Consider the following 26375-nt stretch of genomic DNA (forward strand, 5'->3'; position numbering starts at 1 on the left):
ATGACCGGGATCCGCCCGCGGAGCACGGCGGAGCTGGAGCGCCTGCTCCAGGAGCGCACCGCCGATCTGCAGCGGCTCAAGGCCGAGTACGACAACTACCGCAAGCGGGTGCGGCGGGACCGTCTGGCCGTGCGCCGGATCGCGGTGGCCAACGTGCTCACCGCCCTGCTGCCGGTGCTGGACGCCGTCGACCGCGCCCGTGCGTACGAACCCGCGACACCGGGGCTGCGGACGGTCGCCGACACGCTGGAGAGCCAGGCCGGCGCCTTGGGGCTGGTGGCGTTCGGGGAGGTGGGTGAGGAGTTCGATCCGACCCGCCACGAGGCCTTGACCCACCATGTCCGGGAGGACGGCGACCGCCTGGTGTGCACGGCGGTCCTCCGCCCCGGCTACCGCCTCGGCGACCAGCTGCTGCGCCCCGCCCACGTGGAGGTGACCGGCCCGCCACCCGCCACCGCCCGCAGAACCGGGGCCGCCCTCCTGCCGTCCCACGGCGATCTCGCCGCGCGCCGACTGCGCATCACGAGGGCGTGAGCGGGAGGTCGTCCGTGAAGGCGTTGACCGGCTGGGGGACGCGCCGGATGCCGTGCACGTCGAGTGCCGCGGGCGCAGCCCCGGGGTGCCAGGTGCCGGTGACGGCCACCCAGGTGTCGGCGGGCGGGGCGGGAGTCCCGTACATCCGTACCTTGACCGACTGCGAGTCGGCCGCGCAGCAGGTGAAGATGATGCGGGTCAGGTACCAGCTTCCGTCCTGCCCGGCGGGTGTGACGAAGCCGGTCATGCGGACGCTGCGGCCCCGCATGTCCTGCCGGCGCTCCTGCCGCACCCGGGCGGTGAAGTCCGTCAGGGTCATCTGCACGGGGGACGACGTGTGGGGCAGCGGGTCGAACCGCCTGCCCTGCTGCGGCGGCCGGTCGTTCGCCCGCGACGCCGTGTACGCGCCCAGGGCCGGAGGAGGGAAGAGCAGGAGGCTGAGCGCGGGCAGGAACAGCAGCCAGGCGATCCGGGGAGCGGTGGAATGGTCGTGGTCGTGGTCGTGCCCCTGGCCTTTGGCCTCCTCGCGGGCTGCCGCGGCCGCCAGGCCCAGCAGCAGGAGCAGGACGCCCGACGCGATCAGCACCGGCCGCAGGCCCTCCTTGACGTAGCGCAGGCACAGGTCGGTGAAGAGGGCGGTGTGCAGCAGGCCGAGGCCGGTCAGGGCCAGCAGGAGTGCCTGGACGACGCGCTTCACAGCAGCGCACCCCCGATCAGGACGGTCGCCGCCACGGCCACCAGGGTCGTCGCCGTGGAGAAGCGCAGCGCGAAGGCCCGGCCGAAGGTGCCGGTCTGCAGGGCGATCAGTTTCAGGTCGACCATCGGGCCGACCACCAGGAAGGCGAGCCGGGCGACGGGCGAGAAGCCGGTGAGCGACGCCGCGACGAAGGCGTCGGCCTCCGAGCAGACGGCGAGCAGCACGGCGAGCAGGGTGAGGAAGGGCACCGAGAGCCACGGCGAGCCGGTGAAGGCGTCGAGGACGGAACGCGGCACCGCGACGTTGAAGGTGGCCGCGGCCATCGCGCCGAGCACCAGATAGCCGCCCGCGTGCAGGAAGTCGTGCTGGAAGCCGAGGCGGAACTCCCGCCACCGGCTGTGACCGGGGTGGTGGCCGGTGTGCCGGACAGCGGGCCGCAGCCAGTCCTCCCGCCCCAGCCAGAGCCACAGCCAGCCCATCACGGCGGCGGTCGCCAGCGAGGCGAGCAGCCGGGCCAGGACCATGGCCGGGTTGCCGGGGAAGGCGACCGCGGTGGCGGTCAGCACGATGGGGTTGATCGCGGGCGCCGAGAGGAGGAAGGCGAAGGCGGCGGCCGGGGTGACGCCACGTCGGATCAGGCTGCCGGCGACCGGGACGGAGGCGCACTCGCAGCCCGGCAGGACGGCCCCGGCGACCGAGGCCACCGGGACGGCGAGCGCGGGACGCCGGGGCAGCACCCTGGTGAACAGATCGGCCGGCACGAAGGCGTTGATGGCGCCGGACAGGGCCGTGCCCAGCAGGAGGAAGGGCAGCGCCTGGACGGTGATGGCCAGGCACACCGTGCGCCAGGCCGCCACGGCCGGGTGGTTCGCCCAGTGGGTGCCCGTGAGCGCCAGGACCACGCCGAGGCCGGCGGCGGTCGCGAGGCCGACGGCGTACGGCCATGGTGCGGTGGCGCGGCGGGCGGCGGGGGTGGGGGGCGCGGACGGCGGCCCACTCCTCAGATCGACCAGTTCATCCGTTTCTGCCATCTTCACTCCGGATATCGGATGTTCCGGCGAACATAAGCCCGCGTCACGGCCCGCGCCGACCGCACACGCCGCCGCTCACGAATGGCCGCACGAATACACTGAGCGGCGTGAGTGGGGAGCATGGGGGGCCGGCCGGCCCGGGGACGCCGTTCGGCCGGTTGTTGCGGGAGCTTCGGCACGGCCGCCGTCTGACGATCGAGGAGTTGGCCGAGGCGTCGGGCATCTCCGGGCGGGCCATCGGGGACATGGAGCGGGGCAGGAGCCTGAGGCCGCATCCCGGCACCGTCACCGCGCTCGCTCAGGGGCTGCGGCTGGACGAGGCGGCCCGCGCCGAGCTGCTGAGCGCCGTCCGCGCCGCCCGTCCCGCCCCGCAGGCCGCCGCCACCGTCAAGGCGTCGCCCTGCACGCTGCCGCGAGGTGTCCCGGACTTCGTCGGCAGGCACACGGAACTGTCCGTGCTGCGCGCCCTCGCGCAGCGGGCCGCCGGTGACGCCGATCCGGCGCAGCGGGGCGCGGACCCGGCGGCGGTGCCGGCGGCGGTGGTGTTCGGCCCGCCGGGCAGCGGCAAGACCACGCTGGCGGTGCGGCTGGCCAAGGAGTCGGCGCCGTCCTTCCCGGATGGAACGTTCCTGCTGGACATGCGGGGCCTCGACGCCCAGCCGCTCCCGGCGGAACAGGCCGTGCTGCGCCTCCTGGGCGCGTGGGGTGTGGGCGACGGCGAGCTGGCGCAGCTCGACGCCGAGGAGAGGCTGGCGCGTTACTACGCGATCAGTGCCGGCCTGCGCGCCGTACTGGTCCTGGACAACGCGGGCCACGAGGCTCAGATCAGGCCCCTGCTGCCGCGCGAGGGACGTCTGCTCGTCGTGGTGACCAGTCGCCGCACGCTCGCCGGCCTGGAGGGGGTGCAGCGCCTGGAGCTGGGGGCGCTGAGCCCCGAGGAGTCCGCCGCCCTGCTGCGCGCGGTCGTGGGCGGCGACCGCGTGGACGCCGAGCCGGCCGCCGCGCGCTCCGTCACCGAGTTGTGCGGGCATCTCCCCCTGGCCCTGCGGGTCGCCGCCAACTGGGCGGCCACCCGCACCAACTGGAACCTGCGCCGGCTCGCCGACCGACTGGCCGACGAGGACCGCCGGCTGGACGCGCTCAGTGCCGGTGACCTGCGCGTGAACTCCGCGTTCGCACTCTCCTACTCCCGCCTCGCGCCCGGAGCCGCACGGATGTTCCGGCTGCTGTCGCTGGTGCCGGGAGGGGATTTCGGCATGCCGCCGGCGGCCGCGCTCGCGGCCGTGCCGCTGCCGGCCGCCGAGGACCTCCTGGAGGAACTGCTCGAGGCGGGGCTGCTGATGACCTCCCGCGGCGACCGCTACCGCTTCCACGATCTGCTGCGGCTGTACGCCGTGGGCCGTCACCGTGCCGAGGACGGCCCTCAGGAGGCCGCTGCGGCGCGTTCCCGCCTGCGTTCCTGGCTGCTGGACACCGCCGTCCTCGCCGGCCGCTGGTACGAGCCCGGCTACGGCGCTCCACCGCCGGACCCCGGCCGCCTGGCCGCCCTCGACGACCGTGACGAGGCACTGCGCTGGATCAAGGCGGAGAGCGACAACTGGCTGGCGGCGTTCCGGGAGGCCGCCGACGCGGGCGAGCACGCCAGGGTCATCGAGGTCGCCGAGGCCATGCACTGGCTGTCGGAGCACTGGGTGTCCTGGAGCCAGTGGACGGAAGTCTACGGACGCGCCGCCGAGGCCGCGGCGGCCCTGGGTGACGCGGCGCTGGAGGCCACCCACCGCAACTACCTCGCGTGGGCCTACTTCGCCCATGCCCGCCGCCATCCGGAAGCGGTCGCGGAGGCCACCCGCGCGCTCGGCCTCGCCAGGGCCTGCTCGGACGTCGGCCAGCAGGCGGAGGCGCACGCCTATCTCGCCTGGCTGCAGAACGCGGTCGGTGACCTGGCGTCCGCCGTCGAGAACAATCACCGCGCCCGGGAACTGTTCGTCCGGTCCGGCAACGTCAACGGGTACCTCCAGGCCTGCAACCTGACCATCACGCTGCTGCAGAAGGCCGGGCGCGCGCAGGAGGCCATCGCTACCTACCGCGAGGTCATGGACGCTCTGGCGGACCCCCGCAACCGCGACCGCCTTCCGCCCAACATACGTGACATCACCGAACTGATCGCCCGGTACCACGTGTCGGACGTCCACCTCGGCCAAGAGCACTGGCGCGAGGTGGTCGAGGTACTGCGTCCCGTCCGCGGGCGGTTCGAGACCCTCGGCTATCACCAGCAGGCGGGCAGGGTCCACCTGCACCTGGCCCGCGCGCTCGGCCACCTCGGTGAAGGCGCCGCGGCCGCCGCCGAGTACCGCGCCGTGCTCACGATGGAGGGCGGTGTTCCGGACCAGCTGCTGGAAGAGGCCCGCGCGGGTCTGGAGACGCTTGCCATTCGCGAGGGCTCATCCCGTACGCCGCCCGGAACGCCCGGCTGAAGTGGCTGGCGCTGACGAAACCCCAGCGCCGGGCGATGCCCGCCACCCCGATCTCGGCGGCCGTGGGCCTCAGCAGGTCGCGGCGGCAGCGTTCCAGCCGCTGGGTCCGGATCCAGCCGGCCGCCGTGGCCCCGTCCTGCTCGAACAGCTTGTGCAGCCGCCGGACCGACATGAACTGCGCCGCGGCGATGGTGGCGGGTGACAGACCGGGGTCGGCCAGGTGGCGCATGATGTGGTCCTTCACCCGCACGAGCGCCGCCGCGGGGGATTCGGGCGCCGGGGAATCGGCGCGGCCGCGGTGCTCGTCGACCAGCAGGGTCAGCAGGTCCAGCGCGGTGGCGGCGACACGACGGCGGACGGCGTCGTCGAAGCCCGCCGCTTCACGCGCCATGGACATGAAATACGACGACACCAGTGCGGCGGTTCCCGCGCCACCACCGAAGGCGGTCGCCGTGAACTCGCGCAGGTCGGCGTCGCGGACCGGGAGTTCCCGGCGGGGGAAGTGGAACGAGACGAAGGAGAACTCGCCCTCGAGTTTCTTACGGAACGGGCGGGACGAATCGGAAAGGGAGAAGTCGCCCGGCTTCAGCAGGGATTCCCGGCCGTCCTGCTCCTTCGTCGCGGTGCCCCGCCGCTGGATGCTGAGGGTGAGGTATTCGCGGTCGTCCCGGGCGATGAGACGTCTGCTCCGCGTCACCGCCTGCGGGCCCGCCTGCACATGAGCGATCAGCAGGGGGCCGACCCGTTCGGTGACGATCCTGCCGGGCGACGGCTCCTTCTCGAGGAGGGCGACGTCGAGCGGTACGAAGGTGCGGGACACGACGTCGTGCCAGCACTCCTCCCGTTCGGAGGCGGCCAGCGGCGCCGTGGAGAGCGTCTTGGACACGCGTCCATGTCATCACCCGGGTGCCCGGGGGTCCAGGAAGAATCGGAGGAAGAATCGCAATTCCCGGCCACCCGACGGCTGTTAGGGCACCCCCGCTTCGAACAGCAGATACCCCGCGTACGAGCCCGAGGCCACCGCGGCGATGCCGAGCACCGCGCACAGCAGGCGCAGCCGCAGCCGGCGCAGTGCCGTCGCGAGCGGGAGGAACAGCGGGAAGGCGGGGAGCAGGTACCGGGAGACGTTGCCGAAGATCTGCTGGCTGCCCAGGACCAGGGCGAAGGTCAGGAGGGTGTAGACGGTCAGGACGGCCGGGGGGCGCAGATGGATGAGCAAGGGGATCAGGATCAGGCCCAGCAGGACGACGCCCACGCCGATGATGTCCGTGACGGGGAACGCGAAGAGGTAGTCGAAGCGGCCCACCGCGACGGAGGTGAAGACGTCCAGGGTCTGTGCCCCGTAGTCGAAGGTGTGGGCCCACGCTCCCTTCTGGAGCGCGAAGTAGCCGCCGTAGTCGCCCATCCGGTGGCCGACCCAGAGCAGGTACCAGGCGAGGCCGAGCGGGGAGATCAGCATCGCGGCCAGCGGGCGTACGACGCCGTCCTCGCGCCGCCGCAGGGAGAGCAGCACGGCCACGCCGAGGCCGGCGATGAGCGCGGCCGCCGTGGGGCGGTTGAGGCCGGCCAGGAAGACGAGGATCCCGGCGGTGAGCCATCGGCGGGTCATGACGGCGTAGCAGGACCAGACGGCGAGCGCCACGTACAGGGATTCCGAGTAGCCCGCCCACTCCAGGCCGGAGCCGGGCCACACGGCCCACAGTCCGGCCGCGGCCAGACCGGCCCTTCTGCCCCTGAGCCGGTCGGTGACGGCGTAGATGCCGAGGGCGGCGACGAAGGAGGCGACGACCGAGACGAGCATGCCGGCGGCGTACAGACCGAGCCCGGTGCAGTCGGCGACCAGTCGCATCGCGGCGGGGTAGAGCGGGAAGAACGCCGCCGAGTTGCCCTGGAGCGTGAGCAGCCCGTGCGCTCCCTGGACCGGGACGAGGGCGGGGTGGTAGCCGTACGCGGCGATCTGCTGGTACCACCACCCGTCCCAGCTGGCCAGGACGTTCCAGGCGTGGGCGCCCCCGCCGAAGCGCGGGTCCTTCCTCCGGAAGTCGCCTGACGAGTCCAGCAGGTACATGAAGACCAGGAAGCCGATGAGCTTGAGCACGCCGTAGAAGGCGAGCACGGGGCCGTGGTGCCGGACGGCACGGAGCACCTGCGAGCCGCGGCCGTCTCCGGCCTCGGCGGCGCGGCCGGGGGGCTCGGGCGAGTCGGCCCCGGAGTCGGTCGCCGGCGTCATCGTGTGGTGCACGCGGTCCGGCCTCCCGCGCCGCGGCGGCGGGCGGGGAACACCCAGGCCCTGAAGAGCAGGAAACGCAGCAGTGTGGCCGCCAGGTTGGCGGCGACGAGCACCCCCACCTCCGTGCCGCGAGCGGCCCCGGGGGCCGCCTGGTGCAGCGTGCCGAGCGCCCCGCTGGTGAGGGCGAGACCGATCCCGAAGACCAGGAGCCCCTTGGCCTGGTGGCGCATCGCGCCGCCCCGGCCGCGCAGCCCGAAGGTGAGCCGGCGGTTGGCGGCCGTGTTGGCGACCGCGCAGATCAGCAGTGCCAGCGCATTGGCGGCCTGCGGACCCGCGGGTCGGCGCAACAGGGCGTACAGCAGCACGTACGCGACGGTGCTCACGGTCCCCACCGCGGCGAAGCGCAGCAGCTGGCCGGCCAGGCCCGGGCCGCCCGGCGGGTCGTCGTCGGCGCTGCGGCGCAGCCCGGCCATCGGAAGCGCGCCGCGGGCGAGCGCCCGGCCGATCCTGAGGATGCCGCGCAGGTCGGCGAGCGCCGTGGACAGGATGTCGACCCGGCTGTCGGGGTCGTCGACCCAGTCGACCGGCACCTCGTGTATCCGCAGCCCGGCCCGCTCGGCGATCACCAGCAGCTCGGTGTCGAAGAACCACCCCGAGTCCTGCACCAGGGGCAGCAGCCGTTCGGCGACTTCGCGCCGCACCGCCTTGAATCCGCACTGCGCGTCGGAGAACCCCACGGCGAGCGTGGAGCGCAACAGGGCGTTGTAGCAGCGGGAGACGACCTCTCGCTTGGCGCCGCGCACCACCCGGGAGCCGCGTGCCAGGCGCGTGCCGATGGCGATGTCGGAGTGTCCGGAGATCAGCGGGGCGACCAGGGGCAGCAGCGCCGCGAGGTCGGTCGACAGGTCCACGTCCAGGTACGCGAGCACCGGCGCCCGGGAGCTCGACCACGCGGTGTGCAGCGCCCTGCCCCGGCCCTTCTCGGCCAGCCGCAGCCCCTGGACCTCGGGGAGCTCCGCGGCCAGCCGGGCAGCGATCCGCGGCGTCTCGTCGGTGCTGGCGTTGTCCGCGACGGTGATCCTGAACGGGTACGGGAACGTCTCGCGCAGGTGCGCGTGCAGTCGCCGTACGCTCGGCTCCAGGTCCCGCTCCTCGTTGAACACGGGGACGACCACGTCGAGGACGGGTTCCCGCTGACGGGCCGGCAGCGGTGTGCGCACCGGCAGTCGGTCCGGGGCGAGAGGGTCCGTCACGGCTATCGGGCCTGTTTTTGTCAAGGCATGTCCATGTTCGGGCTGGCCGCCGGGCACACGGGGTGCCGCGGCGGTGCTGCGGTCGGGGTAACGGATGGGCGGTCGCGGAGCCTTGGGCCTCTCCTATCCGGAGTCCGCCGACGCCGAGGACCGGGCGGTCACCGGCGTGCCGGACGGTGCGGCCGGCGGGCTGGGCGTCCCCGAGTCGGAGGGCGCGGAAGTGGTGGGCGGGGCCGGAGGCGCGGACGGCGTACCCGGCGTCGCGGTGGTGGGCGGCACCGTGGCGGGCACGGAGTCGGGCGTCGCGGTTCCGGTCGGGGTCGCGGTGGCGGTCCCGGGCGGGGGCGCGGCGGTGGTCCTGCTCGGGGAGGGCTCCGACGTCGGTGACGGTGCCGGGCTCGGGGAGGCGGGACTGACCGCGGGCCGTGGCAGGGGGGCCTGCGGCCTGTTCTCGACGCGCTCGTGCGGCATCAGATAGAGGCCGACACCGAGTCCGGCGACGGCCAGCACGCAGCCGACGGCCCGCTGCGCCCGACGGGCCCGGCGGCGGGCGCGGACCCCGGAGTGGAGCCGGACCCGGTGTTCGCCGTCGTAGGGAGTGTGTTCCTGGGTGTCGCGCATCATGCGCGCGAGCTCCCGCTCGAACTGATCCATGGACTCCCCTTCACCCCACCGGCTCGATGACATCGGCCAGGATCCGGCGCAGCCGGGCCACGCCGCGCGACGCGTGGGAGCGGGCGGTGCCCACCGGGCACCCCAGCACCTGGGCGACCTGCTTCTCCGACAGGTCCTGGTAGTAGCGCAGCACCACCGCGGCCCGCTGCTTGGGCGGCAACTGCGCCAGCGCCGCCTCCAGTCGTGAGCGCTCCGCCACCGCGGCGGACACGTCGCCCGTCTCCGCCCGGTCCGGCAGCTGCTCGACCGGGCGCTCCCCCCACCAGCGCCGCCGGGCCGAACGGGCCGCCGCCCGCGCGAGGATCCGGCGTACGTACGCCTCCGGAGCCTCCTCCGCGATCCTCGGCCAGACGAACCAGAGCTTGACCAGGGCCTCTTGGAGCAGGTCCTCGGCCCGGTGCCGGTCTCCTCCCACGAGCAGCCGCGCGAGGTGGAACAACGCCGACCAACGGGCCGCCACGAACCCGTCGAACCCATCGGCCCGACCCTGCTCCATCCGCACTTTCCCCCGCTCCGCCGGTCCCCCTGCATGGGAAGAAAGACGCTGAACGCCGCTTCTCTATGCACCCCACGGCTGTGATCCGGGTCACATGACGGTCGAGGGGCGGGCGGTTGCCGCCGCTTACCTGTCAGGTCATCGACCCCCGTCGTCCCCGCGTGCCATGATCACCGGCGTACGGAGCCCGACCGACCGGAAGGACACCATGCCCGCCTACGCCATCGCCCATCTGCGCGACGCCGTCCCGCACCCGGAGATCCCCGAGTACATCGAGCGCATCAGCGCGACCTTCGAGCCGTACGGCGGCCGCTTCCTGGTGCACGCCGCCGAGCACGAGGTGAAGGAGGGCAGCTGGCCCGGGTTCGTCGTCGTGATCGGCTTCCCCGGTGTCACCGAGGCCCGGGCCTGGTGGGACTCACCCGCCTACCAGGAGATCGCTCCGCTGCGCTCCCGGCACATCGAGGGCGACATCATCCTGGTCGAGGGGGTGCCCGAGGGCTACGACGCGGCCACGACCGCGAAGGCCATGCGGGAGTCCATGGAGGCCGGTCAGGGCTGACGCGGGTTGCGGGGCCGCGGGCGCACCCGGACGCTGGGACCGGACCCGGAGGGGGGTGAGGAGGCAGTGTGGCTCCACCACAGCATTCCGCGCACCCCAGCGGTTCCGCGGTGTCACGGCGCCGGTTCCTGTGCCTGTGCGCGGGCGCGGGCCTCGGCGCGGCGGCCTGCGACCACTCGCGCGCCGGCCACCCGGACCGCGCCCGCGACGTCGGCCACCGGCCGGAAGCCGAGCGTGACGCCCCGGGATCCCCCGACTGGCGGATCACGTCCCAGGGGCCGCCGGCGGCGATCACCGGCTACGCCGACCGGGTGAGCGTGACGCCCGGCGAGGAACTGGGGCTGTTCGTGTCGACGACGGCCGCCTCGTTCCGGGTGTCGGCGTTCCGGACGGGCTGGTACGACGGCGCCCTGGCCCGGCGGGTGTGGACCTCCCCCCGGGTGCCCGGCCGCGTCCAGCGGGCCCCGCGACTGGCGCCCGGGACCCGGACCGTCCGCGCGGACTGGCGTCGCACCCTGACCCTGGACACCGAGGGCTGGCCGGAGGGCGCCTATCTGCTCCGGCTGGACGCGGACACCGGCCATCAGCGCTACGTGCCCCTGATCGTGCGCTCGGTCCGGGGAGCGGGGCGCACGGTGCTGCTGCACGCCCCGGCCACCTGGCAGGCGTACAACCGGTGGGGCGGCGCCAGCCTCTACGCCGGTGCGTCGGGGGCGTACGCCACGCGGTCCCTCGCGGTGGCCTTCGACCGGCCCTACGACGCGGACGGCGCCGAGAAGTTCCGGGTGTACGAGTGGCCGGCGGTGGTGCTCGCGGAACGGCTGGGCATACCGCTCGCCTACAGCACCGGCATGGACGTCCATGACGATCCGGCGGTGCTGGAAGGCGCCGCGGCCGTCGCCTGCCTGGGGCACGACGAGTACTGGACTCCCGAGCAGCGCGCGCACGTCACACGGGCCCGTGACGCCGGCTCGAACGTCGCGTTCCTCGGCGCGAACACCTGTTTCCGGCGGATCCGCCTGGAAGCCGGTCCGACCCCGGCCGGCCGCACCGTGGTGTGCTACAAGTCCGCCTACCGCGCGGACCCCTGCTACGCCTCCCGGCCGGACCTGGTGACCACCGACTTCCGCGCCGGGCCCGCACCGGACCCCGAATCGTCCCTGACCGGTGTGCTCTACGAGGGCTACCCGGTGGACGCCCCCCACGTCGTCCTCTCGGCCGGCCACTGGCTGTACGAGGGCACCGGGGTACGCCCCGGCGACGCCTTCGGGCACCTGGTGGGCGTCGAGTACGACCGGGTCACGCCCTCCTCCCCCACCCCGCGCGCACTGGAGGTGACCGCCCACTCGCCGCTGGTCTGCGCGGGCCGGCCCAGCCACAGCGACTCCGCGTACTACACCGTTCCCGGCGGCGCGGGCGTGTTCGCCTCCGGAACCATGCGCTGGGTGGAGGCCCTTGTGGCCGGGACCGGCGAACTGGGCCGCGACCACGGCATGGACGCCCGCACCCGTGCCTTCGTGACCCGCACCACAGAGAACCTGCTGCGCGCCTTCGCCGAGGGCCCGGCCGCCCGGCACCGCCCGGCGCCGCACCCCAACGCACATGACCTGTATGCCACTTGACCGGCAGCCCGGCGAGTACGGAGCATCCCGGAGGGGGCGCGACGATCAAGGTCCATAAACTTGAATCGTTCGTCTTACTGTACAGCTCGTGTTTTACGGGATAGGTTGGCCGCCATGACCGCATCCCAGACTCCGACCCCTGCCGAGGAGCTGCGCGGTGTCGGCCTACGGGTAACGGCGGCCCGCGTCGCGCTGCTGGAGACCGTCCGGCACGGTGACCACCTCGGCGTCGAGGCGATCGCCTCCGGGGTCCGCGACCGCGTGGGCCACATTTCCCTTCAGGCCGTCTACGAGGCTCTCCACGCCCTCACCGCGGCGGGACTCATACGCCGCATCGAACCGGCCGGCAGTCCCGCCCGGTTCGAGGGACGCGTCGGGGACAACCACCACCACGTCGTATGCAGGTCGTGCGGCGCCGTCGCCGACGTCGACTGCGCCGTCGGCGACGCCCCCTGTCTGACCGCTTCCGAGGACCACGGCTTCTCGATCGACGAGGCCGAGGTCACCTACTGGGGCCTGTGCCCCGACTGTTCCACCGCCCGCAGTAGCTGAGCACCACGATCCACCCAGTTCGGAAGGACATTCATGACTGAGAACCACGATGCGATCGTCACGGACCCCAAGCCGGAGGAGACCGGTGGCTGCCCCGTCGCCCACGGGCGCGCCCTCCACCCGACTCAGGGCGGCGGCAACCGCCAGTGGTGGCCGGAGCGGCTCAACCTGAAGATCCTCGCCAAGAACCCCGCCGTGGCCAACCCCCTCGGTGAGGAGTTCGACTACGCCGAGGCGTTCAAGGCCCTCGACCTGGCGGCGGTGAAGCGGGACATCGCCGAGGTGCTCACCACCTCGCAGGACTGGTGGCCGGCCGACTTCGGCAACTACGGCCCGCTGATGGTCCGTATGGCGTGGCACAGCGCGGGCACCTACCGCATCAGCGACGGCCGCGGCGGCGCCGGCGCCGGACAGCAGCGCTTCGCCCCGCTCAACAGCTGGCCGGACAACGCCAACCTCGACAAGGCCCGCCGTCTGCTGTGGCCGGTCAAGAAGAAGTACGGCCAGAGCATCTCCTGGGCGGACCTGCTGATCCTCACCGGCAACGTCGCGCTGGAGCAGATGGGCTTCACCACCTTCGGCTTCGGCGGCGGCCGCGAGGACGTCTGGGAGGCCGAGGAGGACGTCTACTGGGGTCCCGAGACCACCTGGCTCGACGACCAGCGCTACACCGGTGACCGCGAGCTGGAGAACCCGCTCGGCGCGGTCCAGATGGGCCTCATCTACGTCAACCCCGAGGGCCCGAACGGCAACCCGGACCCGATCGCCGCGGCCCGCGACATCCGTGAGACGTTCCGCCGCATGGCGATGAACGACGAGGAGACCGTCGCGCTGATCGCCGGCGGCCACACCTTCGGCAAGACCCACGGTGCCGGCCCGGCCGACCACGTCGGCGCCGACCCCGAGGCCGCCTCCATGGAGGAGCAGGGCCTGGGCTGGCGGAGCACCTACGGCACCGGCAAGGGCGGGGACGCCATCACGTCCGGCCTGGAGGTCACCTGGACCGCCACGCCGACCCAGTGGGGCAACGGCTTCTTCAAGAACCTCTTCGAGTTCGAGTACGAGCTCGAGCAGAGCCCGGCCGGCGCCAACCAGTGGGTTGCCAAGGACGCCCCGGAGATCATCCCGGACGCGCACGACTCCGCGAAGAAGCACCGTCCGCGGATGCTCACCACGGACCTGGCGCTGCGCTTCGACCCGATCTACGAGCCGATCTCCCGCCGCTTCTACGAGAACCCGGACCAGTTCGCCGACGCGTTCGCCCGCGCCTGGTTCAAGCTGACGCACCGTGACATGGGCCCGAAGTCGCTGTACCTCGGCCCGGAGGTACCGGAAGAGACCCTGGTGTGGCAGGACCCGCTGCCCGAGGCCGAGGGCGAGCCGATCGACGCCGCCGACGTCGCGGCGCTCAAGGCCAAGCTGCTCGACTCGGGTCTGACCGTGTCCCAGCTCGTCTCCACCGCGTGGGCGTCGGCCTCGACGTTCCGGGCCAGCGACAAGCGCGGCGGCGCCAACGGCGCGCGCATCCGCCTGGAGCCGCAGCGCGGCTGGGAGGTCAACGACCCCGAGCAGCTCGCCACGGTCCTGCGCACCCTCGAGGGCATCCAGCAGGAGTTCAACGCCGTCGGCGCCAAGAAGGTGTCCCTGGCCGACCTGATCGTGCTGGGCGGCTCCGCGGCCGTGGAGCGCGCCGCCAAGGAGGGCGGCTACCAGGTAGAGGTGCCGTTCACCCCCGGCCGGGTCGACGCGACCGAGGAGCACACCGACGCGGAGTCCTTCGCCGCGCTGGAGCCGGTCGCCGACGGCTTCCGCAACTACGTCGGCAAGGGCAACCGTCTGCCGGCCGAGTACCTGCTGCTCGACCGGGCGAACCTGCTCAGCCTGAGCGCTCCCGAGATGACCGTCCTCGTCGGGGGCCTGCGCGTCCTGGGCGCGAACCACCAGCAGTCGCAGCTCGGCGTTCTCACCAAGACGCCCGGCGCGCTGACCAACGACTTCTTCGTCAACCTGCTCGACCTCGGTACGACGTGGAAGGCGACCGCCGAGGACCAGACCACGTTCGAGGGCCGCGACGCGGCCACCGGTGAGGTCAAGTGGGCCGGCAGCCGCGCCGACCTGGTCTTCGGCTCGAACTCCGAGCTGCGCGCGCTCGCGGAGGTCTACGCGAGCGACGACGCGAAGGAGAAGTTCGTGCACGACTTCGTCGCGGCATGGACCAAGGTCATGGACCTCGACCGGTTCGACCTCGTCTGATCAGGGCGTAATACCACGAAACGGCGTCCAGGCCGGCCCTTTCCGGCCTGGACGCCGACGCGTGCGTGCGTGCCCTACCGGGCGAAGTCGGCGAGCTTCGGCACCACGCGTGTCAGCCGGAGGACGCCCCACAGGATGAGCAGGGCACCGGCCAGCTCCGGCAGCAGCCACCAGCCCGTGCGGATCACCTCGCCGAAGAGCGCCACCCCCAGGCAGAGGCTCACCGTCGCGTCACCGATGGTCAGCGCGGGCTGCGAGGCGACCAGCGGGCCGGCCTGCAGGGCGTTCTCCAGCAGCAGGACCGCGCCGACGCCGACGAGCGCGAACCCGTAGGTCTGCCAGGTGGTCAGAAAGGCGGGCAGACCGTCGTCGGCGAGCCGGTCCGTCGCCGACTTCATCAGGGCGGCGGTCAGCGCGTTGCCGATCGCGGCGCCCGAGGCCAGTGCGGCCGCCCGGAACAGGCCGGAGCGCGCCGGGACGGCCAGGGCGACGGCCGCGGCCATCGCCCCCAGACACAGCGCGAGCACCGGTACCCAGCGCTCCATGGCGGCCTGGTTCCGGGTGCCGGAGGGATCAGCGGAGAACAGGACCAGCGCCAGTCCGGCGACCACTGCCGCGACCGCCCGCCAGCCGGCGCCGGGCAGCCGGCGGTGCAGCAGCGGAGCGGCGATCAGCAGGGCGAACGGCAGCTCCAGGACGAACAGCGGCTGGACCAGGGCCATCGGCCCGTTGATCAGGGCCACGGCCTGGAACAGCGCGGCCCCGGCGACGCCCGCGATGCCGATCGCCCAGGCGGGGCGGCGCACGAGGGAGAGCAGCAGCCGCAGGCCGCCGCCCCGGGACACCGTGGCGGCGGCCTTGCGCTGGAACGCGGTGCCCACGGCGTTGCTGGCGGCTCCCATCACGGCGAAGAGCACGGCGAGCACGATCACTTCTCCACCATGCCTCCTCCCGGGCGGTTCGGCCCGGTCGGCCAGGGCCTGTCCGGCGGATCAGGCCCCAAGGGGCCGCGCCGCGCACGCGTGAGCCCTGTATGCGCCCCCGGGAGGGCCGGGAGAATGCGCCAGGGCGGCGGCCGGACGGCCAGGACGTCCTACCGCGTCGCCCACCGGGGCAGAAAGGCAGGTCGGCTGTGCTGTTGCGTCTGCCCGTGTCCGTGTCCGAAGCGCAGGAGTGCCTGGCCGAGGGGGCGGTGCCCATCGGCGGCGCGACGCTCGTGTGGGCCACCTGGCTGCGGGACGGCTTCCCGGAGCAGGCCCTGTCACTGCGTGACCTCCCGGAGGCCAACGTGGTCGGGCGCGAGGAACTGGGCGCGGCCGTCGTCCTGAACCAGGTGCGTGACCCCGCGCCGGAGGTGCTGCGCCGCGCGGCCGCCTCGGTGGGGACGGGAGCCGTGCGCCGCACGGCCACGGTCGGCGGCAATCTCGTCGGCAGCACGTTGCGCTGCCTGCTGCCTCCGGCACTGGTGCTGGACGCCCGGTGCACGGTGCTCGAACCGCACGGCCGCTCCGAGACGGACCTCTCCGAGGTGCTGGCCAAACGCCCGCTGCTGCTGGGCCTGCGCTGGCGTGAACCGCTGGTCAGCGGATACCGCAAGCTGTCCGGCGACGCGGGCGGGGCGCCGCCCCTGGTGGTCGCCGCCGCCGTGCACGCCGAGGGCGGCGGGCAGCACCGCCTCCGGGTCGCCGTCCGTGACGGCTACGAGGTACTGAGCGGGAGCACCGGGTGCGGCGACGGCGCCGAGGAGGTCGTCGGCGCGCTGTGGCGCACGGACCTCGGAGCGCTGGGCGCCGCCGCCCGGGACGTCGTCCGCGAGGAGGTCACCGCTCTGCTGGCCCGTCCGGCCGGCCGCTGAGCGAGTTGACCCTCCCCTTACGTCAGGCTGCAGGCTGACGTTCGACGAAAGGGGAGGTGCATGGGGTATTCCGTCGGCCAGGTCTCGTCCTTCGCCGGGGTGACCGTGCGTACGCTGCATCACTACGACAGGGCGGGGTTGCTGTCCCCCGGCGAGCGCAGCCACGCCGGCTACCGCCGCTACAGCGACGCCGATCAGCACCGGCCGGGGCCCGGAGCGGAGGAAGTCCTCCAGCCGGTCGGGGAGCCGTCCGGCGGCGTCGTGATGGGGCCACCAGTTGCCCACGACCTCCAGGCGGGAACGCCAGTCGGCGGGACGTGGCACGAGTGCCGTGCTGAAGCCGTGCAGCACGGGCCAGCCAGCCCGCTCCTGCCGTCGGCGCATCGCGGCCGCGGACAGCGGGGGCAGCTCCAGACGGCGGCGCAGCCTCGGCCAGCCGCTGCAGTCTGGCGATCTCCTCGTGCAGCCGCCGCTGCCGGGCCCGCAGCCGCTCCAGGGCGGTCGTCTGCGGATCCTCGAGGATGGCGGCGATCTCGTCGAGCGGGAAGCCCAGTTCGCGGTAGAAGAGGATCTGCTGAAGCCGGGCCAGGTGCGGGTTCGGGAGCATGGCGGCGGGAGAGGGTGAGCGGCTGAGCGAGATCTGTGTACGGGCGCTGCGGCGTGCCGGGCTGCGGGGTGTCCTCCAGTCGGGCAGCGCCGGGCTCGCGGCCGACGCGGACGACGTCCTGACCGTGGGGGACGTGCCGCACGCCCTGCTCCTGCCGCGGGTGGCCGCGATGGTCCACCACGCCGGGGCGGGAACCTCCGCGGCCGTGCTGCGGGCCGGGGTGCCGGGCGTCGCGGTGCCGGTCACCGCGGACCAGCCGTTCTGGGCCGGCCGGCTCGCCGCGATCGGTGCCGCCCCGAGCCCCGTACCCTTTCGCTCCCTCACCGCCGAACGGCTCGCCGACGCGCTCGGCCGTGCCGTGGGAGAGCGGGCCCATGCGGAGGCCGCCGCGGCGGCGGCGCGGCACATGGCGGCCGAGGACGGGCCGGGCCGGGTCGTCGCGGCGGTCCGGCGGCTGGGACATCCCGACGATGATCCGGCCGGGACGGGGTACCGGAAGCAGTGATCACGCAGTCAACTGCCCTCGGAGCGCCTTGAGATGACCGACGACGCCTATCTGTTCCTGCTCGACGACGCGGCGGCGACGCTCGGTGTCCCGCCGGCCGCGGTCGGTGAGCTCGCCTGCATGGAGACACCCGCCGTGCGCGCGTGGCTCGACGCGCACGAAGTGACGGCGACGACCCCGAGGCTGCGGCTGGTGCCGCCCGAGGACACGGCAGCCGTGCCGGAGGATGCCGAGCGGCTGCCGGTCCCGCTCGGGGACGAGGAGTTGAGCCGGTTGCGGCAGCACAGCGCCCCGGAGAGCATCGCCCGGGTCGAGCAGGAGCTCCTGGCCTACCGGGACTGCACCGACGGCCGGGACGCCCTGCTCGGGCGGGCCCTGGCGGCCGGTGTCCCGCTGAACCGCATCGTGGAACTGACGGGCGAGGACCCCGCCGCCGTGGCAGCCGCCGGGAGGTGAGAGCCCGCCCCGGTGTCCGGCCCGGGGGTTTGCTGCGGCCCGGCGGGGTGACCCGCATGCAAGGAGGTGGGTGTGGTGGGGCGAGTGCTCTGAGAGCGCCGGCCGGCACCGCGAGGGGTGTTCCGGTGCTGAGCGGGGCCGTGCGGGACACGGCCCCGCTCGTCGTGCTCGGCCGCGGGCCGGTCCGTGCCCGGTCACCCCGCGCTGCCGCAGCGCTCCGTGTTCGCGCCCTCCCGCCGCAGGGGCGGGCGGCCGTCCTGGGCGCGGCGCGCGTCGATCAGTACGGCCCGCAGCGCGTGGTCGATGTGCTGTGGCAGACCGCCCTCGTGGGCCGACCGCACCACATGCCGCGCCACGTCCCGCAGCTTGGTGTTGGTGTGCTGGGAGACGTTCCGCAGAACCTCCCAGCCCTGCTCGGGACCAAGGCGGCTCATGGCCACGACGACCCCGATCGCCTGGTCGACGACCGCGTGCGAGACCACCGCATGGCGGAGCTGCTCGACCTCCTTCCGGAGGGCGGCGACCTTCTCGGCCAGCTCGTCGTGCTGATCAGTCATCTCCGGCCGTCTTCCTCCCCTCGGCGCAGGGCGCTTCCGTTTCCACCCTCGGTGCCGTCGGCCGTCCCCGCGATCCGCGCAACGAACGAGATCGGGTCCGGCAGGCCGGAAAACGAAACGACCCCCGTCACAGCAAGGAGGCGCAGTCGTCGTGCAGACGCTCACATTCGACAGTGAGGACCTGGAACGGACCGAGGAGTTCCTCAGCCGGGCCTACGCCAGGATGCGCATCGGCAGCAGCACCCCGGGCACCAGCAGGGCACGGATCACCCGCAGCGCGACGGAGTCCCTCAGCATCGACGAGCTCCACCTGGACTTCGACATGAGCTACGCGGTGACACCGCTCGGCCGGATCTGTCTCTGCGTGGTCCACGAGGGCACGATCCAGGACCATGTGTACCAGGGTGTCGAGGACTCCTTCGGCCCCGGCGACGTGGTGTCCTTCGCCCCGCCGGACCTGTCCTACGCCGGGCGGGTCTGTTCCGCCCGCTACAACATCACCATGCTGGATCCGGATCTGCTCACCCAGGTCGCCGGGACGGCGGAGGGACGCGGCTCGCGTCCGGTCGGCCTGACCGGGCACCGGCCGAACTCCGAAGCCGCGGCGCGGCGCCTGCGGAACACCATCGGCTACGTGCGCGATCACGTCCTGGCCGATCCCGCCCTCACGAACCAGCCTCTGGTCGTCTCGACCGCCGCCCAGCACCTGGCCGCGAGCGTTCTCGCCGCCTTTCCCAGCACCGCGCTCACCGAGCCGACCGGGGCGGACCGCAAGGACGCCGCCCACCCGGCGGTGCTGCGCCGCGCTCTGGCCCATATCGACGACCACGCGGACCAGCCCCTCACGGTCGCCGAGATCGCGGCCGCGGCACATGTCACCGTGCGTGCGCTGCAGTACGCCTTCCGCCGCCACCTGGGCACCACGCCGCTCGCGCATCTGCGCCGCGTACGCCTCTCCCACGCCCATGACGACCTGGTGGCCGCCGACCCCCAGCGGGCCACGGTCACGGAGATCGCGGCCCGCTGGGGTTTCTTCCATCCCGGCCGCTTCGCCGCGCTGCACCGTGACGCCTACGGCAGCTCACCGCAGCAGACCCTGCTCGGTTCCTGACCGGCCGCCGGTCGGCGCCGCTGTTACGCCTGCGCTGCGGGGGAACTCGGGAACCCTGCCCGACAATCAGGACGCGCGCACCAGGGGGTGCCTCGAATGCGACCACTGACCAAAGGAATGCTGGCGGGGGCGGCCGGCACCGTCGCGCTGAACATGGTGACCTACGGCGACATGCTGCTGCGCGGCCGGTCGTCGAGCGGAATGCCGGCCCAGGTCGCCGACCGCCTGGCCGACCGCGTGGGGGTCGGTCTGGGGGACGGTGAGACCGGGGAACACCGTGAGGAGGCCGCCGGTGCCCTGCTCGGCTATGCGACCGGGCTCGGCGTCGGGGCCGCCTACGGGCTGCTGCGGCGCGGCGACGGATCGCTGCCGGCCATGGCGGCCGGGCCGCTGCTCGGCGCCGCGGCCATGGCCGGCAGCGACGTTCCGGCCACGGCGCTCGGGGTGACCGACCCCACCTCGTGGAGTCTCACCTCATGGCTGTCCGACGTGGCGCCGCACCTCGCCTACGGTCTGACCACCGCCTGCGTGTACCGGGCGCTGCCGTGATCGAGTCGCTTTCGGCTTCGACATCCCCGCAAAGGACGGGAAACGGCGGCGAAACACCGTGACGGGACCCTTCCCTCGAACTGCTCCCCGCGGAAGAGGGAAGAACCGTGACGGACATCGTCGACGAAGAGACACCGGCCACGACAGGCGGCCGTACAGGCGGACGGACCTACAACGGCTGGACGCAGAACGACACTCTGGAGGACTACTCGCTGCGCTACGCGCCGAAGTCCTTCCGGCGATGGACCCCCTACGTGGTGGCCACCACGGCCCTGGGCGGCATCGCCTACCTCGCGGACTTCGCCATCGGCGGCTCCATCGCGATCTCGAACGGCTTCTCCAGCGCGATGGTGGCGATCCTCGCCGCGGCGGTCGTCATCTTCCTGACCGGCATACCGATCTCGTACTACTCGGCCAAGTACTCCATCGACATGGACCTGCTGACCCGGGGCGCGGGCTTCGGCTACCTGGGGTCCACGCTCACGTCGGTGATCTACGCGAGCTTCACCTTCATCTTCTTCGCCCTCGAGGGCTCGATCATGGCGCAGGCACTGGAGTTGGGCCTGCACATACCGCTCGCCGTCGGGTATCTGATCTGCTCGCTGATCATCCTGCCGCTGGTGGTCTACGGCATGACCGCGCTGTCGCGGATGCAGGTGTGGACCCAGCCGGTCTGGCTGGTGCTGATGGTCGCGCCGTTCGTGTCCATCGCGATCCAGGAGCCGGGCAGGTTCGCGGAGTTCACACACTTCGCCGGCGACTCCCCCACCGGGTCGAGCATCAGTGTGCTCGGCGTCGGCGCAGGCGCGGGTGTCGCGTTGTCGCTGATCGCGCAGATCGGTGAGCAGGTCGACTATCTGCGCTTCATGCCCGACAAGACGCCCGGGAACGCGGGGAAGTGGTGGGGCGCGGTGCTCTCCGCCGGTCCCGGCTGGGTGGTGCTCGGCGCGGCCAAGCAGATCGGCGGGGCGTTCCTGGCGTTCTACATCGCCGGCACCGTGGGCCTGGGCAAGGCCAACGAGCCCATCCAGCAGTACGTACACGGTTTCAAGACCTTCGCGGCACCGGTCGCGTTGGGGCTGGCGACGTTCTTCGTCATCCTGTCCCAGATAAAGATCAACTCGACGAACGCGTACTCCGGTTCACTGTCCTGGTCCAACTTCTTCTCGCGGCTGACCCACCGCCACCCGGGGCGCGTGGTCTACATCTTCCTCAACGTGGGCATCGCCCTCGCCCTGATGGAGGGCGGCGTCTTCGGCTTCCTCAACACGGTGCTCGGCTTCTACTCCAACGTGGCCATCGCCTGGATCGGCGCGGTCGTCGCCGACCTGGTCGTCAACAAGCCGCTGAAGCTCAGCCCCTCGTACATCGAGTTCAAGCGGGCCCATCTGTACCACTTCAACCCGGTCGGCTTCGGCTCGATGCTGATCGCCTCGGCCGTCTCCATCGCCGCGTACTTCGGGGCGTTCGGCGCCTACGGCAAGGCGTACTCCCCCTTCATCGCGCTGTTCCTGGCCATGGTGCTCTCGCCCCTCTTCGCGGTGCTCACCAAGGGCAGGTACTACATCGCCCGCGCCGACGACCTGGCCGAACCGCTGCTCGGCGCCGACGGCCTGCCCTCGGCGGCCACCCTGACCTGCTCGGTCTGCGCGACCGGCTTCGAACGTCCCGACATGGCGGGCTGCCCGTTCCACCGGGGCGCCGTCTGCTCGCTGTGCTGCAGCCTGGAGAAGGACTGCCACGACTCCTGCAAGAGCGGCGGCAGGGGGCCGGTTGACCTGGCGCTGCCCGCCGTGCGCGCCGTGGACTGACCGCCGCCGCACCGCGTGTCCCCGGTCCGCGGCCGGCCCGTGCCCGTCGGCGCGGGCCGGCCGGGTGCCGGACGTGCCACCATGACCGCGATCTGGCATGCCCCGGTCAAATCTGTCACGCTTCGAGCGGTACACGCACCCCACGGCCGACCCGGCGCACCCCAGCCGACCGGACGGCCGCCGAGCAGGCCGTCGATCCCGGCCGCGCAAAGGAGTCACGCGTGAGACAGACCCCCCACAGACCCACCGCCCACAAGACCCTCGCGGCGGGCATGTTCGCCGTCGCCGCGCTGGTGGCGGTCTCGCTGCCGAGCACCCCGGCGGCAGCCGCGCCGCCCGCCGCGGAGCGGGCCGCCGCCTGCAGCCCGGCGCAGGTGGTCGGCAACGGCGGCTTCGAGGGCGGCACCTCGCCATGGAGCCAGTCGTCGACGAGCGTCATCACCAGCCGCACCGGCCAGTCGGCCCACGGCGGAACATCCTTCGCCTGGCTGGACGGTGTCGGCAGCACCCACACCGACACGCTCACGCAGAGCGTCACGATCCCGAGCGGGTGCAACAGCGCCACCCTCACCTTCTGGCTGCACGTCGACACGGCCGAGACCACCTCGTCCACCGCATACGACAAGCTGACGGCGAAGATCGGCAGCACCACGCTGGCGACCTACTCGAACCTCGACAAGAACACCGGATACGTCCAGAAGTCCTTCGACGTGTCGGCGTTCGCGGGCCAGACCGTGAGCCTCGCCTTCAGCGGCACCGAGGACTCCAGCCTGCAGACCAGCTTCGTCGTGGACGACGTCGCCCTCGACACCTCCGGCGACTCGGCCCCGCCCGCGGACTCCACCCGGACCCCGGCCGCGCCCTCGTACACCGTCAGCCTGAGCAGCGACGCCGCCGGCACCGTCTGGACCGGTCACGAGAGCGCGACGTTCACCAACGCCTCCGCCACCGCGCTCAGCGAGGTGTACCTGCGGCTGTGGGACAACTACCACGGCACCTGCTCGGCGATGCCGATCACGGTCAGCAACGTCACCGGGGGTACGGCCGGCTCCCTCTCCGTCGGCTGCACCGCCCTGCGGATCGCCCTTCCGGCGCCTCTCGCCCAAGGCCAGTCGGCCACCATCGGCTTCGACCTGGGCATCACCGTACCCAGCGGCGCCGACCGCTTCGGGCACGACGGTTCCTTCAGCTTCATCGGCAACGCCCTGCCCGTCCTCGCGGTCAAGGACGGCGCGGGCTGGCACCTCGACCCGTACACGAACAACGGCGAGTCGTTCTACTCGCTGGCCGCCGACTTCCGTGTGACCCTCGACCACCCGAGCACCCTGCTGGTCCCGGCCACCGGCACCTCTGTCGACACGCCCGGCACCGGCGGACGCACCGTCACCACCGCCACGGCCGCCAAGGTCCGTGACTTCGCCTGGGCCGCGGGCCCCTTCACGAAGATCTCCGGTACCTCCGCCGCCGGTACGGCGGTGAACGTCTACTCCGTGTCGGGCATCAGTTCCTCCTCCGCGCAGTCGATGCTCAGCACCGCCAAGTCGGCCGTGGACGCCCACGCCGCGCGGTTCGGCGCCTACCCGTACGGTGAGTTGGACGCGGTCATCGACAATAACTACTGGTTCGGCGGCATGGAGTACCCCGGCTTCGTCCTCGACCTCGTCAGCACGACCGCGCTCACCCATGAGATCGGTCACCAGTGGTTCTACGGCATCGTCGGCGACGACGAGTACAACAGCCCCTGGCTGGACGAGGCGTTCACCGACTACGCCACCGACCTCGCGCAGGGCAAGACCGGCAGCAACTGCTGGAGCAGCGTCTCCTGGGCCTCGTCGGCCGAAAAGATCACCAACTCGATGGCGTACTGGGACGCCCACTCCTCCCGGTACTCCACCGTCGTCTACGGCTACGGCAAGTGCGCCCTGCACGATCTGCGGCGCGTCCTGGGCGACACCGCCATGGCGAAACTGCTGAAGGACTACGCCACTTCGCACTGGTACGGCGTCTCGACCACCGCCGAGTTCAAGGCCGCGGCCCAGGCGGCCACGACCACGGACCTCACCTCGTTCTGGACCACCCACCGCATCGACGGCTGACCGGGACACCGGCCGCCTCGGGTGGCGCCGGCCGGCGCCACCCGAGGCACATGGGTACGGTCACGACGCCCAGGGCACTGGTCGCCGCGGCCGCGCCGCTCGACGTCGACGGGGCGTTCGGCCCGCTGACGATCAAGGTCCTGCAGAGCTACGTCGGGGTCACCGCCGACGGGATCACCGGGCCGGACACCGTGACCGCCCTCAACCAGCACCTGGGGCTGCCGCCGCACGACAGCTGGGACGACGCCACCACGACCCAGCTCCAGAAGGCCCTCAACGCCGGCGCCTTCCGACCGTCGGCCCACAGGCCGGGTGCCCCCGTACGGGGGGCGGGGGGCACCCTTGGTGGAGGCTCAGCCGAGACCTTCGCCCAGCGTCGCCACGACACGGGGACCGTGACCGGCCGAGAGCAGGGGGTCCCGGATGTCGGCGTCCAGGTCCGGCACGTAGCCGACGAGGACGTCGGCCGGGCCGTGGAGCCGGATGTCACCGAGCACGGCGGGCAGCAGTGCCGTTTCGGCGCGGGCCAGCGTCTGTGTCGTTCCCCCGCCGGAGAACGACGCGGGTGCGCCGGCGTTGCTCACCACGAGCGCGGTGGTGACGGGGCGGTCCAGCCGGGCGCCGGCCGCGACCTGCCACCGCTCCAGTGCGAAGTAGGGGCCGGCGCACAGGATCACCCGCTGGGTGCCGTCACCGGTGGGCAGCCTCAGCCCCTGTGTGAACTCTGGCCGGTGGTCCGGGTGCCACTGCTCCAGCAGCGCCTCCACGTTGGCGTGCCACGCGTCCTCGTCGAGCGGCGCGCCGTCCTCCATGCGGTGGCGCATGGCGTGCTCCTGGAGGTCCGAGGTCTGCTCGATCTCGTAGACGAGTGTGCCCGGGCCGAAGCTGTGCACGGTGCCCGCCGGGACGTACAGGGTCTGTCCGGCCCGGACGGGCAGCCGGCGCAGCACGGTGTCGAAGTCCTGGTCGAGGAGGGCCTGCCGGAGTCGTCGCCGTCCCACCCCGGGTTTCACGCCCGCGAGTGCGGTGGCGCCGGGCTCCGCCTCGAGGATGTGCCAGGCCTCGGTCTTGCCGTTGGGTTCGCCCCGCGCGTGGGCGGCCCGGTCGTCCGGATGCAGGTGCACCGGCAGCGGGGCGGCGGCGTCGATGAACTTGGTCAGCAGCGGGAAACGCGGCCCTCGCGGACCGCGTCCCAGCATGTCCTGCGGGTGCCGGCGGACGAGGTCGCGCAGCCGCGCCCCGGCGAGGGGGCCTTCCCGCACGTGTGCTTCGTCGCCGTCCACGTCGCTGACCTCCCAGGTCTCGGCGATCCGCCCCGGGGGCAGACCCCCGCGGCCGAGGCGGTCGGCAATGGCCCGGCCGCCGAAGACGTGCTGCTTGACCGGTGTGGTCAGCCGCAGCGGGTACCAGTCCACGTTCCGTCCTCGCTCGTCCTGCCGTCGCGTACGCGTCCGCCGCGCCGGGTAGCCCGTCGGGGGCGTGCCCACACGTGCGCCGGCCGATGCGAGCAGGTCGGACGGGATCGGCGTCCCGGTGCTCAGTACAGCATTCTCAGCGCGCCGGGCAGCACCCTCACCGTGACCGGCAGGACCGCCTCGACCTCCCCGTCGGCGCCGTAGGGCACCTCGCGGTCCGCTTCGATCCGGATCTCGCGGCCGCGCAGGATGTCGACCTCGGGCCGCCCGACATGGGCGCCGGAGCCGAGTTCGTTCATCAGGGTGAAGAACAGCCGGCGCGGTGCCTGACGGATCATCACCACTTCCAGCAGGCCGTCGTCCACGCGGGCGGCGGGGGCGATCATGCGACCGGAGCCGTAGTAGGGGGAGTTGGCGACGACGACGGTGTAGCCGCGGTGCGCGTGGGTGCGGCCGTCGACGGTGACCCGGTAGTCCACCGGGCGCCAGGTGGCCACGGCACGCAGGCCGCCCGCGTAGTAGGAGGCGGCACCGCGCAGCAGACGGGCGTGGTTGGCGTGGCGGTTGGCCAGGGCGTCGACGCCCGCGTACACGCTGCCGAGTACGACGGCCCGGCGGTGGACGGCCGAGCGCACCTCGATGGTGTCCACCGGGCGCGGGTCCGCGTCGAGCAGGGTCCGGGCCAGGGCGTCGGGGTCGGCGGGCAGGCCGAGGGCCCGGGCGAAGTCGTTGCCCCGCCCGGCCGGTACGAGGCCGAGCACCGCGTCGGTGCCGCTCAGCCCGCCGCCGACACCGCCGGCGATGCCGTCGCCGCCGACCGCCAGCACCACCCGCCCCCGCTGCGCCGCGCGGCGTGCGATGTCCTGGGCGTGCCCCAGGCTGCGGCTGTACTCCGTCTCCAGTCCGGCCCCGGCCTCCCGCAGCACGCGGGCCACCCGGAGCAGGGCGGCCGCCGCGCCCGCTGAGCCCGCGGTGGGGTTGACGACGGCGGTGAACTGTCGCATGGGCGCGCCTTTCGAGGCGGTGGTACGGGC

General features: G+C 72.9%; 23 protein-coding genes and 4 pseudogenes. 15 read left to right on the forward strand and 12 right to left on the reverse strand.

The annotated features are described in order from the left end of the window. Positions 1-534, forward strand: coding sequence for a nucleotide exchange factor GrpE (gene grpE, locus ACFY0F_RS15495; protein WP_388793394.1), 534 nt, complete (start codon positions 1-3; stop codon positions 532-534). Here the strand turns inward: grpE and ACFY0F_RS15500 are convergent. Further along, the gene (locus ACFY0F_RS15500) at positions 521-1231 is read right to left on the reverse strand and encodes a TIGR03943 family putative permease subunit (protein WP_388793396.1); all 711 of its coding nucleotides are present in this window, start codon (positions 1229-1231) and stop codon (positions 521-523) included. The two genes, grpE and ACFY0F_RS15500, sit on opposite strands and share 14 nt — an antisense overlap. Next, positions 1228-2262: a permease gene (locus tag ACFY0F_RS15505; RefSeq protein WP_388793398.1), complete on the reverse strand. Its 1035-nt coding sequence runs from the start codon at positions 2260-2262 to the stop codon at positions 1228-1230. The genes ACFY0F_RS15500 and ACFY0F_RS15505 overlap by 4 nt, the downstream gene beginning before the upstream one ends. Before the next feature lie 107 nt (positions 2263-2369). On the opposite strand from ACFY0F_RS15505, the gene ACFY0F_RS15510 reads away from it, so the two are divergent. Further along, the gene (locus ACFY0F_RS15510; RefSeq protein WP_388793400.1) at positions 2370-4736 is read left to right on the forward strand and encodes a helix-turn-helix domain-containing protein; all 2367 of its coding nucleotides are present in this window, start codon (positions 2370-2372) and stop codon (positions 4734-4736) included. Here ACFY0F_RS15510 and ACFY0F_RS15515 read toward each other — a convergent pair. The 3 genes from ACFY0F_RS15515 to ACFY0F_RS15525 form a co-directional block, all read right to left on the reverse strand. Then, positions 4624-5622: a helix-turn-helix domain-containing protein gene (locus ACFY0F_RS15515; protein WP_388793402.1), complete on the reverse strand. Its 999-nt coding sequence runs from the start codon at positions 5620-5622 to the stop codon at positions 4624-4626. The genes ACFY0F_RS15510 and ACFY0F_RS15515 overlap by 113 nt on opposite strands. Before the next feature lie 81 nt (positions 5623-5703). Next, positions 5704-6966 (reverse strand): hypothetical protein, encoded by a 1263-nt coding sequence (locus ACFY0F_RS15520; RefSeq protein WP_388794052.1) that lies wholly within the window; start codon positions 6964-6966, stop codon positions 5704-5706. Beyond that, positions 6963-8219: a glycosyltransferase gene (locus ACFY0F_RS15525; RefSeq protein WP_388793404.1), complete on the reverse strand. Its 1257-nt coding sequence runs from the start codon at positions 8217-8219 to the stop codon at positions 6963-6965. Before ACFY0F_RS15525 ends, ACFY0F_RS15520 begins: the two co-directional genes overlap by 4 nt. A 112-nt stretch (positions 8220-8331) precedes the next feature. Between ACFY0F_RS15525 and ACFY0F_RS15530 the strand changes: the two genes are divergently transcribed. Continuing rightward, the gene (locus ACFY0F_RS15530) at positions 8332-8697 is read left to right on the forward strand and encodes a hypothetical protein (protein WP_388793405.1); all 366 of its coding nucleotides are present in this window, start codon (positions 8332-8334) and stop codon (positions 8695-8697) included. A gap of 186 nt (positions 8698-8883) precedes the next feature. Here the strand turns inward: ACFY0F_RS15530 and ACFY0F_RS15535 are convergent, their stop codons facing one another. Next, positions 8884-9390 (reverse strand): SigE family RNA polymerase sigma factor, encoded by a 507-nt coding sequence (locus tag ACFY0F_RS15535; RefSeq protein ID WP_388793407.1) that lies wholly within the window; start codon positions 9388-9390, stop codon positions 8884-8886. Positions 9391-9598: 208 nt separating this feature from the next. Here ACFY0F_RS15535 and ACFY0F_RS15540 point away from each other — a divergent pair, with 208 nt between their 5' ends. From ACFY0F_RS15540 to katG, 4 genes are all read left to right on the forward strand, one after another. Next, a complete protein-coding gene (locus ACFY0F_RS15540) occupies positions 9599-9952 on the forward strand; it encodes a DUF1330 domain-containing protein (protein ID WP_388794055.1) in 354 nt (117 codons plus the stop codon). Between the two features lie 68 nt (positions 9953-10020). Continuing rightward, positions 10021-11574 carry a N,N-dimethylformamidase beta subunit family domain-containing protein gene (locus ACFY0F_RS15545; protein WP_388793409.1) on the forward strand — a complete coding sequence of 518 codons (1554 nt, stop codon included), beginning with the start codon at positions 10021-10023 and terminating at the stop codon, positions 11572-11574. 114 nt (positions 11575-11688) lie between these two features. Continuing rightward, positions 11689-12126 (forward strand): Fur family transcriptional regulator, encoded by a 438-nt coding sequence (locus ACFY0F_RS15550; protein ID WP_388793411.1) that lies wholly within the window; start codon positions 11689-11691, stop codon positions 12124-12126. Between the two features lie 33 nt (positions 12127-12159). Next, on the forward strand, positions 12160-14379 hold the full coding sequence (katG, locus tag ACFY0F_RS15555; protein WP_388793413.1) for a catalase/peroxidase HPI: 2220 nt from the start codon (positions 12160-12162) through the stop codon (positions 14377-14379). Between the two features lie 74 nt (positions 14380-14453). On the opposite strand, the gene ACFY0F_RS15560 is transcribed toward katG, so the two are convergent. After that, a complete protein-coding gene (locus ACFY0F_RS15560) occupies positions 14454-15311 on the reverse strand; it encodes a DMT family transporter (RefSeq protein ID WP_388793415.1) in 858 nt (285 codons plus the stop codon). Between the two features lie 200 nt (positions 15312-15511). Here ACFY0F_RS15560 and ACFY0F_RS15565 point away from each other — a divergent pair, with 200 nt between their 5' ends. Together ACFY0F_RS15565 and ACFY0F_RS15570 are read left to right on the forward strand one after the other, a co-directional pair. After that, the gene (locus ACFY0F_RS15565; protein WP_388793417.1) at positions 15512-16234 is read left to right on the forward strand and encodes an FAD binding domain-containing protein; all 723 of its coding nucleotides are present in this window, start codon (positions 15512-15514) and stop codon (positions 16232-16234) included. Positions 16235-16294: 60 nt separating this feature from the next. Continuing rightward, positions 16295-16438, forward strand: a pseudogene (locus ACFY0F_RS15570) (MerR family DNA-binding transcriptional regulator); the annotation flags it as partial. On the opposite strand, the pseudogene ACFY0F_RS15575 reads toward ACFY0F_RS15570, so the two are convergent. Both ACFY0F_RS15575 and ACFY0F_RS15580 read right to left on the reverse strand, forming a co-directional pair. Next, positions 16424-16663 (reverse strand): annotated as a pseudogene (locus tag ACFY0F_RS15575) (glycosyltransferase); the annotation flags it as partial. The pseudogenes ACFY0F_RS15570 and ACFY0F_RS15575 sit on opposite strands and share 15 nt — an antisense overlap. Continuing rightward, positions 16656-16874: pseudogene (locus tag ACFY0F_RS15580) on the reverse strand (MerR family DNA-binding protein); the annotation flags it as partial. The pseudogenes ACFY0F_RS15575 and ACFY0F_RS15580, both read right to left, overlap by 8 nt. Here ACFY0F_RS15580 and ACFY0F_RS15585 point away from each other — a divergent pair. Together ACFY0F_RS15585 and ACFY0F_RS15590 are read left to right on the forward strand one after the other, a co-directional pair. Further along, positions 16828-17346, forward strand: a pseudogene (locus tag ACFY0F_RS15585) (glycosyltransferase); the annotation flags it as partial. The pseudogenes ACFY0F_RS15580 and ACFY0F_RS15585 sit on opposite strands and share 47 nt — an antisense overlap. 33 nt (positions 17347-17379) lie before the next feature. Then, positions 17380-17802: a DUF6003 family protein gene (locus ACFY0F_RS15590; protein WP_388793419.1), complete on the forward strand. Its 423-nt coding sequence runs from the start codon at positions 17380-17382 to the stop codon at positions 17800-17802. 194 nt (positions 17803-17996) lie between these two features. On the opposite strand, the gene ACFY0F_RS15595 is transcribed toward ACFY0F_RS15590, so the two are convergent. Beyond that, positions 17997-18359, reverse strand: a complete 363-nt coding sequence (locus ACFY0F_RS15595; protein ID WP_388793421.1) for an ANTAR domain-containing protein — start codon at positions 18357-18359, stop codon at positions 17997-17999. A 151-nt stretch (positions 18360-18510) separates the two neighbouring features. Here ACFY0F_RS15595 and ACFY0F_RS15600 point away from each other — a divergent pair, with 151 nt between their 5' ends. The 4 genes from ACFY0F_RS15600 to ACFY0F_RS15615 all read left to right on the forward strand — a co-directional run bounded on the left by ACFY0F_RS15600 (position 18511) and on the right by ACFY0F_RS15615 (position 23926). Further along, positions 18511-19470 (forward strand): helix-turn-helix transcriptional regulator, encoded by a 960-nt coding sequence (locus tag ACFY0F_RS15600; RefSeq protein ID WP_388793423.1) that lies wholly within the window; start codon positions 18511-18513, stop codon positions 19468-19470. Between the two features lie 96 nt (positions 19471-19566). Continuing rightward, positions 19567-20019 carry a hypothetical protein gene (locus ACFY0F_RS15605; RefSeq protein WP_388793425.1) on the forward strand — a complete coding sequence of 151 codons (453 nt, stop codon included), beginning with the start codon at positions 19567-19569 and terminating at the stop codon, positions 20017-20019. Positions 20020-20126: 107 nt separating this feature from the next. Next, complete coding sequence (locus ACFY0F_RS15610; RefSeq protein ID WP_388793427.1) at positions 20127-21830, forward strand: purine-cytosine permease family protein; 1704 nt, start codon at positions 20127-20129, stop codon at positions 21828-21830. Positions 21831-22102: 272 nt separating this feature from the next. Next, complete coding sequence (locus tag ACFY0F_RS15615; protein ID WP_388794058.1) at positions 22103-23926, forward strand: M1 family aminopeptidase; 1824 nt, start codon at positions 22103-22105, stop codon at positions 23924-23926. Positions 23927-24279: 353 nt separating this feature from the next. On the opposite strand, the gene ACFY0F_RS15620 is transcribed toward ACFY0F_RS15615, so the two are convergent. Both ACFY0F_RS15620 and ACFY0F_RS15625 read right to left on the reverse strand, forming a co-directional pair. Next, positions 24280-25341, reverse strand: coding sequence for a type I phosphomannose isomerase catalytic subunit (locus tag ACFY0F_RS15620; RefSeq protein WP_388793429.1), 1062 nt, complete (start codon positions 25339-25341; stop codon positions 24280-24282). Between the two features lie 122 nt (positions 25342-25463). After that, positions 25464-26345: a YegS/Rv2252/BmrU family lipid kinase gene (locus tag ACFY0F_RS15625; protein ID WP_388793431.1), complete on the reverse strand. Its 882-nt coding sequence runs from the start codon at positions 26343-26345 to the stop codon at positions 25464-25466. Between the last annotated feature and the right edge of the window lie 30 nt (positions 26346-26375).

Origin of the sequence: Streptomyces sp. NPDC001544 (assembly GCF_042894285.1) — a bacterium.
GTDB lineage: Bacteria > Actinomycetota > Actinomycetes > Streptomycetales > Streptomycetaceae > Streptomyces.

What these genes read in the sequence shown, in the direction of transcription:
- ACFY0F_RS15625 (WP_388793431.1), bottom strand. Translation starts at nt 26,345, where the DNA reads ATGCGACAGTTCACCGCCGTCGTCAACCCCACCGCGGGCTCAGCGGGC.
- ACFY0F_RS15605 (WP_388793425.1), top strand. Translation starts at nt 19,567, where the DNA reads ATGCGACCACTGACCAAAGGAATGCTGGCGGGGGCGGCCGGCACCGTC.
- ACFY0F_RS15595 (WP_388793421.1), bottom strand. Translation starts at nt 18,359, where the DNA reads ATGACTGATCAGCACGACGAGCTGGCCGAGAAGGTCGCCGCCCTCCGG.
- ACFY0F_RS15540 (WP_388794055.1), top strand. Translation starts at nt 9,599, where the DNA reads ATGCCCGCCTACGCCATCGCCCATCTGCGCGACGCCGTCCCGCACCCG.
- ACFY0F_RS15590 (WP_388793419.1), top strand. Translation starts at nt 17,380, where the DNA reads ATGACCGACGACGCCTATCTGTTCCTGCTCGACGACGCGGCGGCGACG.
- ACFY0F_RS15505 (WP_388793398.1), bottom strand. Translation starts at nt 2,262, where the DNA reads ATGGCAGAAACGGATGAACTGGTCGATCTGAGGAGTGGGCCGCCGTCC.
- ACFY0F_RS15520 (WP_388794052.1), bottom strand. Translation starts at nt 6,966, where the DNA reads ATGACGCCGGCGACCGACTCCGGGGCCGACTCGCCCGAGCCCCCCGGC.
- ACFY0F_RS15550 (WP_388793411.1), top strand. Translation starts at nt 11,689, where the DNA reads ATGACCGCATCCCAGACTCCGACCCCTGCCGAGGAGCTGCGCGGTGTC.
- ACFY0F_RS15615 (WP_388794058.1), top strand. Translation starts at nt 22,103, where the DNA reads ATGTTCGCCGTCGCCGCGCTGGTGGCGGTCTCGCTGCCGAGCACCCCG.
- ACFY0F_RS15535 (WP_388793407.1), bottom strand. Translation starts at nt 9,390, where the DNA reads ATGGAGCAGGGTCGGGCCGATGGGTTCGACGGGTTCGTGGCGGCCCGT.
- grpE (WP_388793394.1), top strand. Translation starts at nt 1, where the DNA reads ATGACCGGGATCCGCCCGCGGAGCACGGCGGAGCTGGAGCGCCTGCTC.
- katG (WP_388793413.1), top strand. Translation starts at nt 12,160, where the DNA reads ATGACTGAGAACCACGATGCGATCGTCACGGACCCCAAGCCGGAGGAG.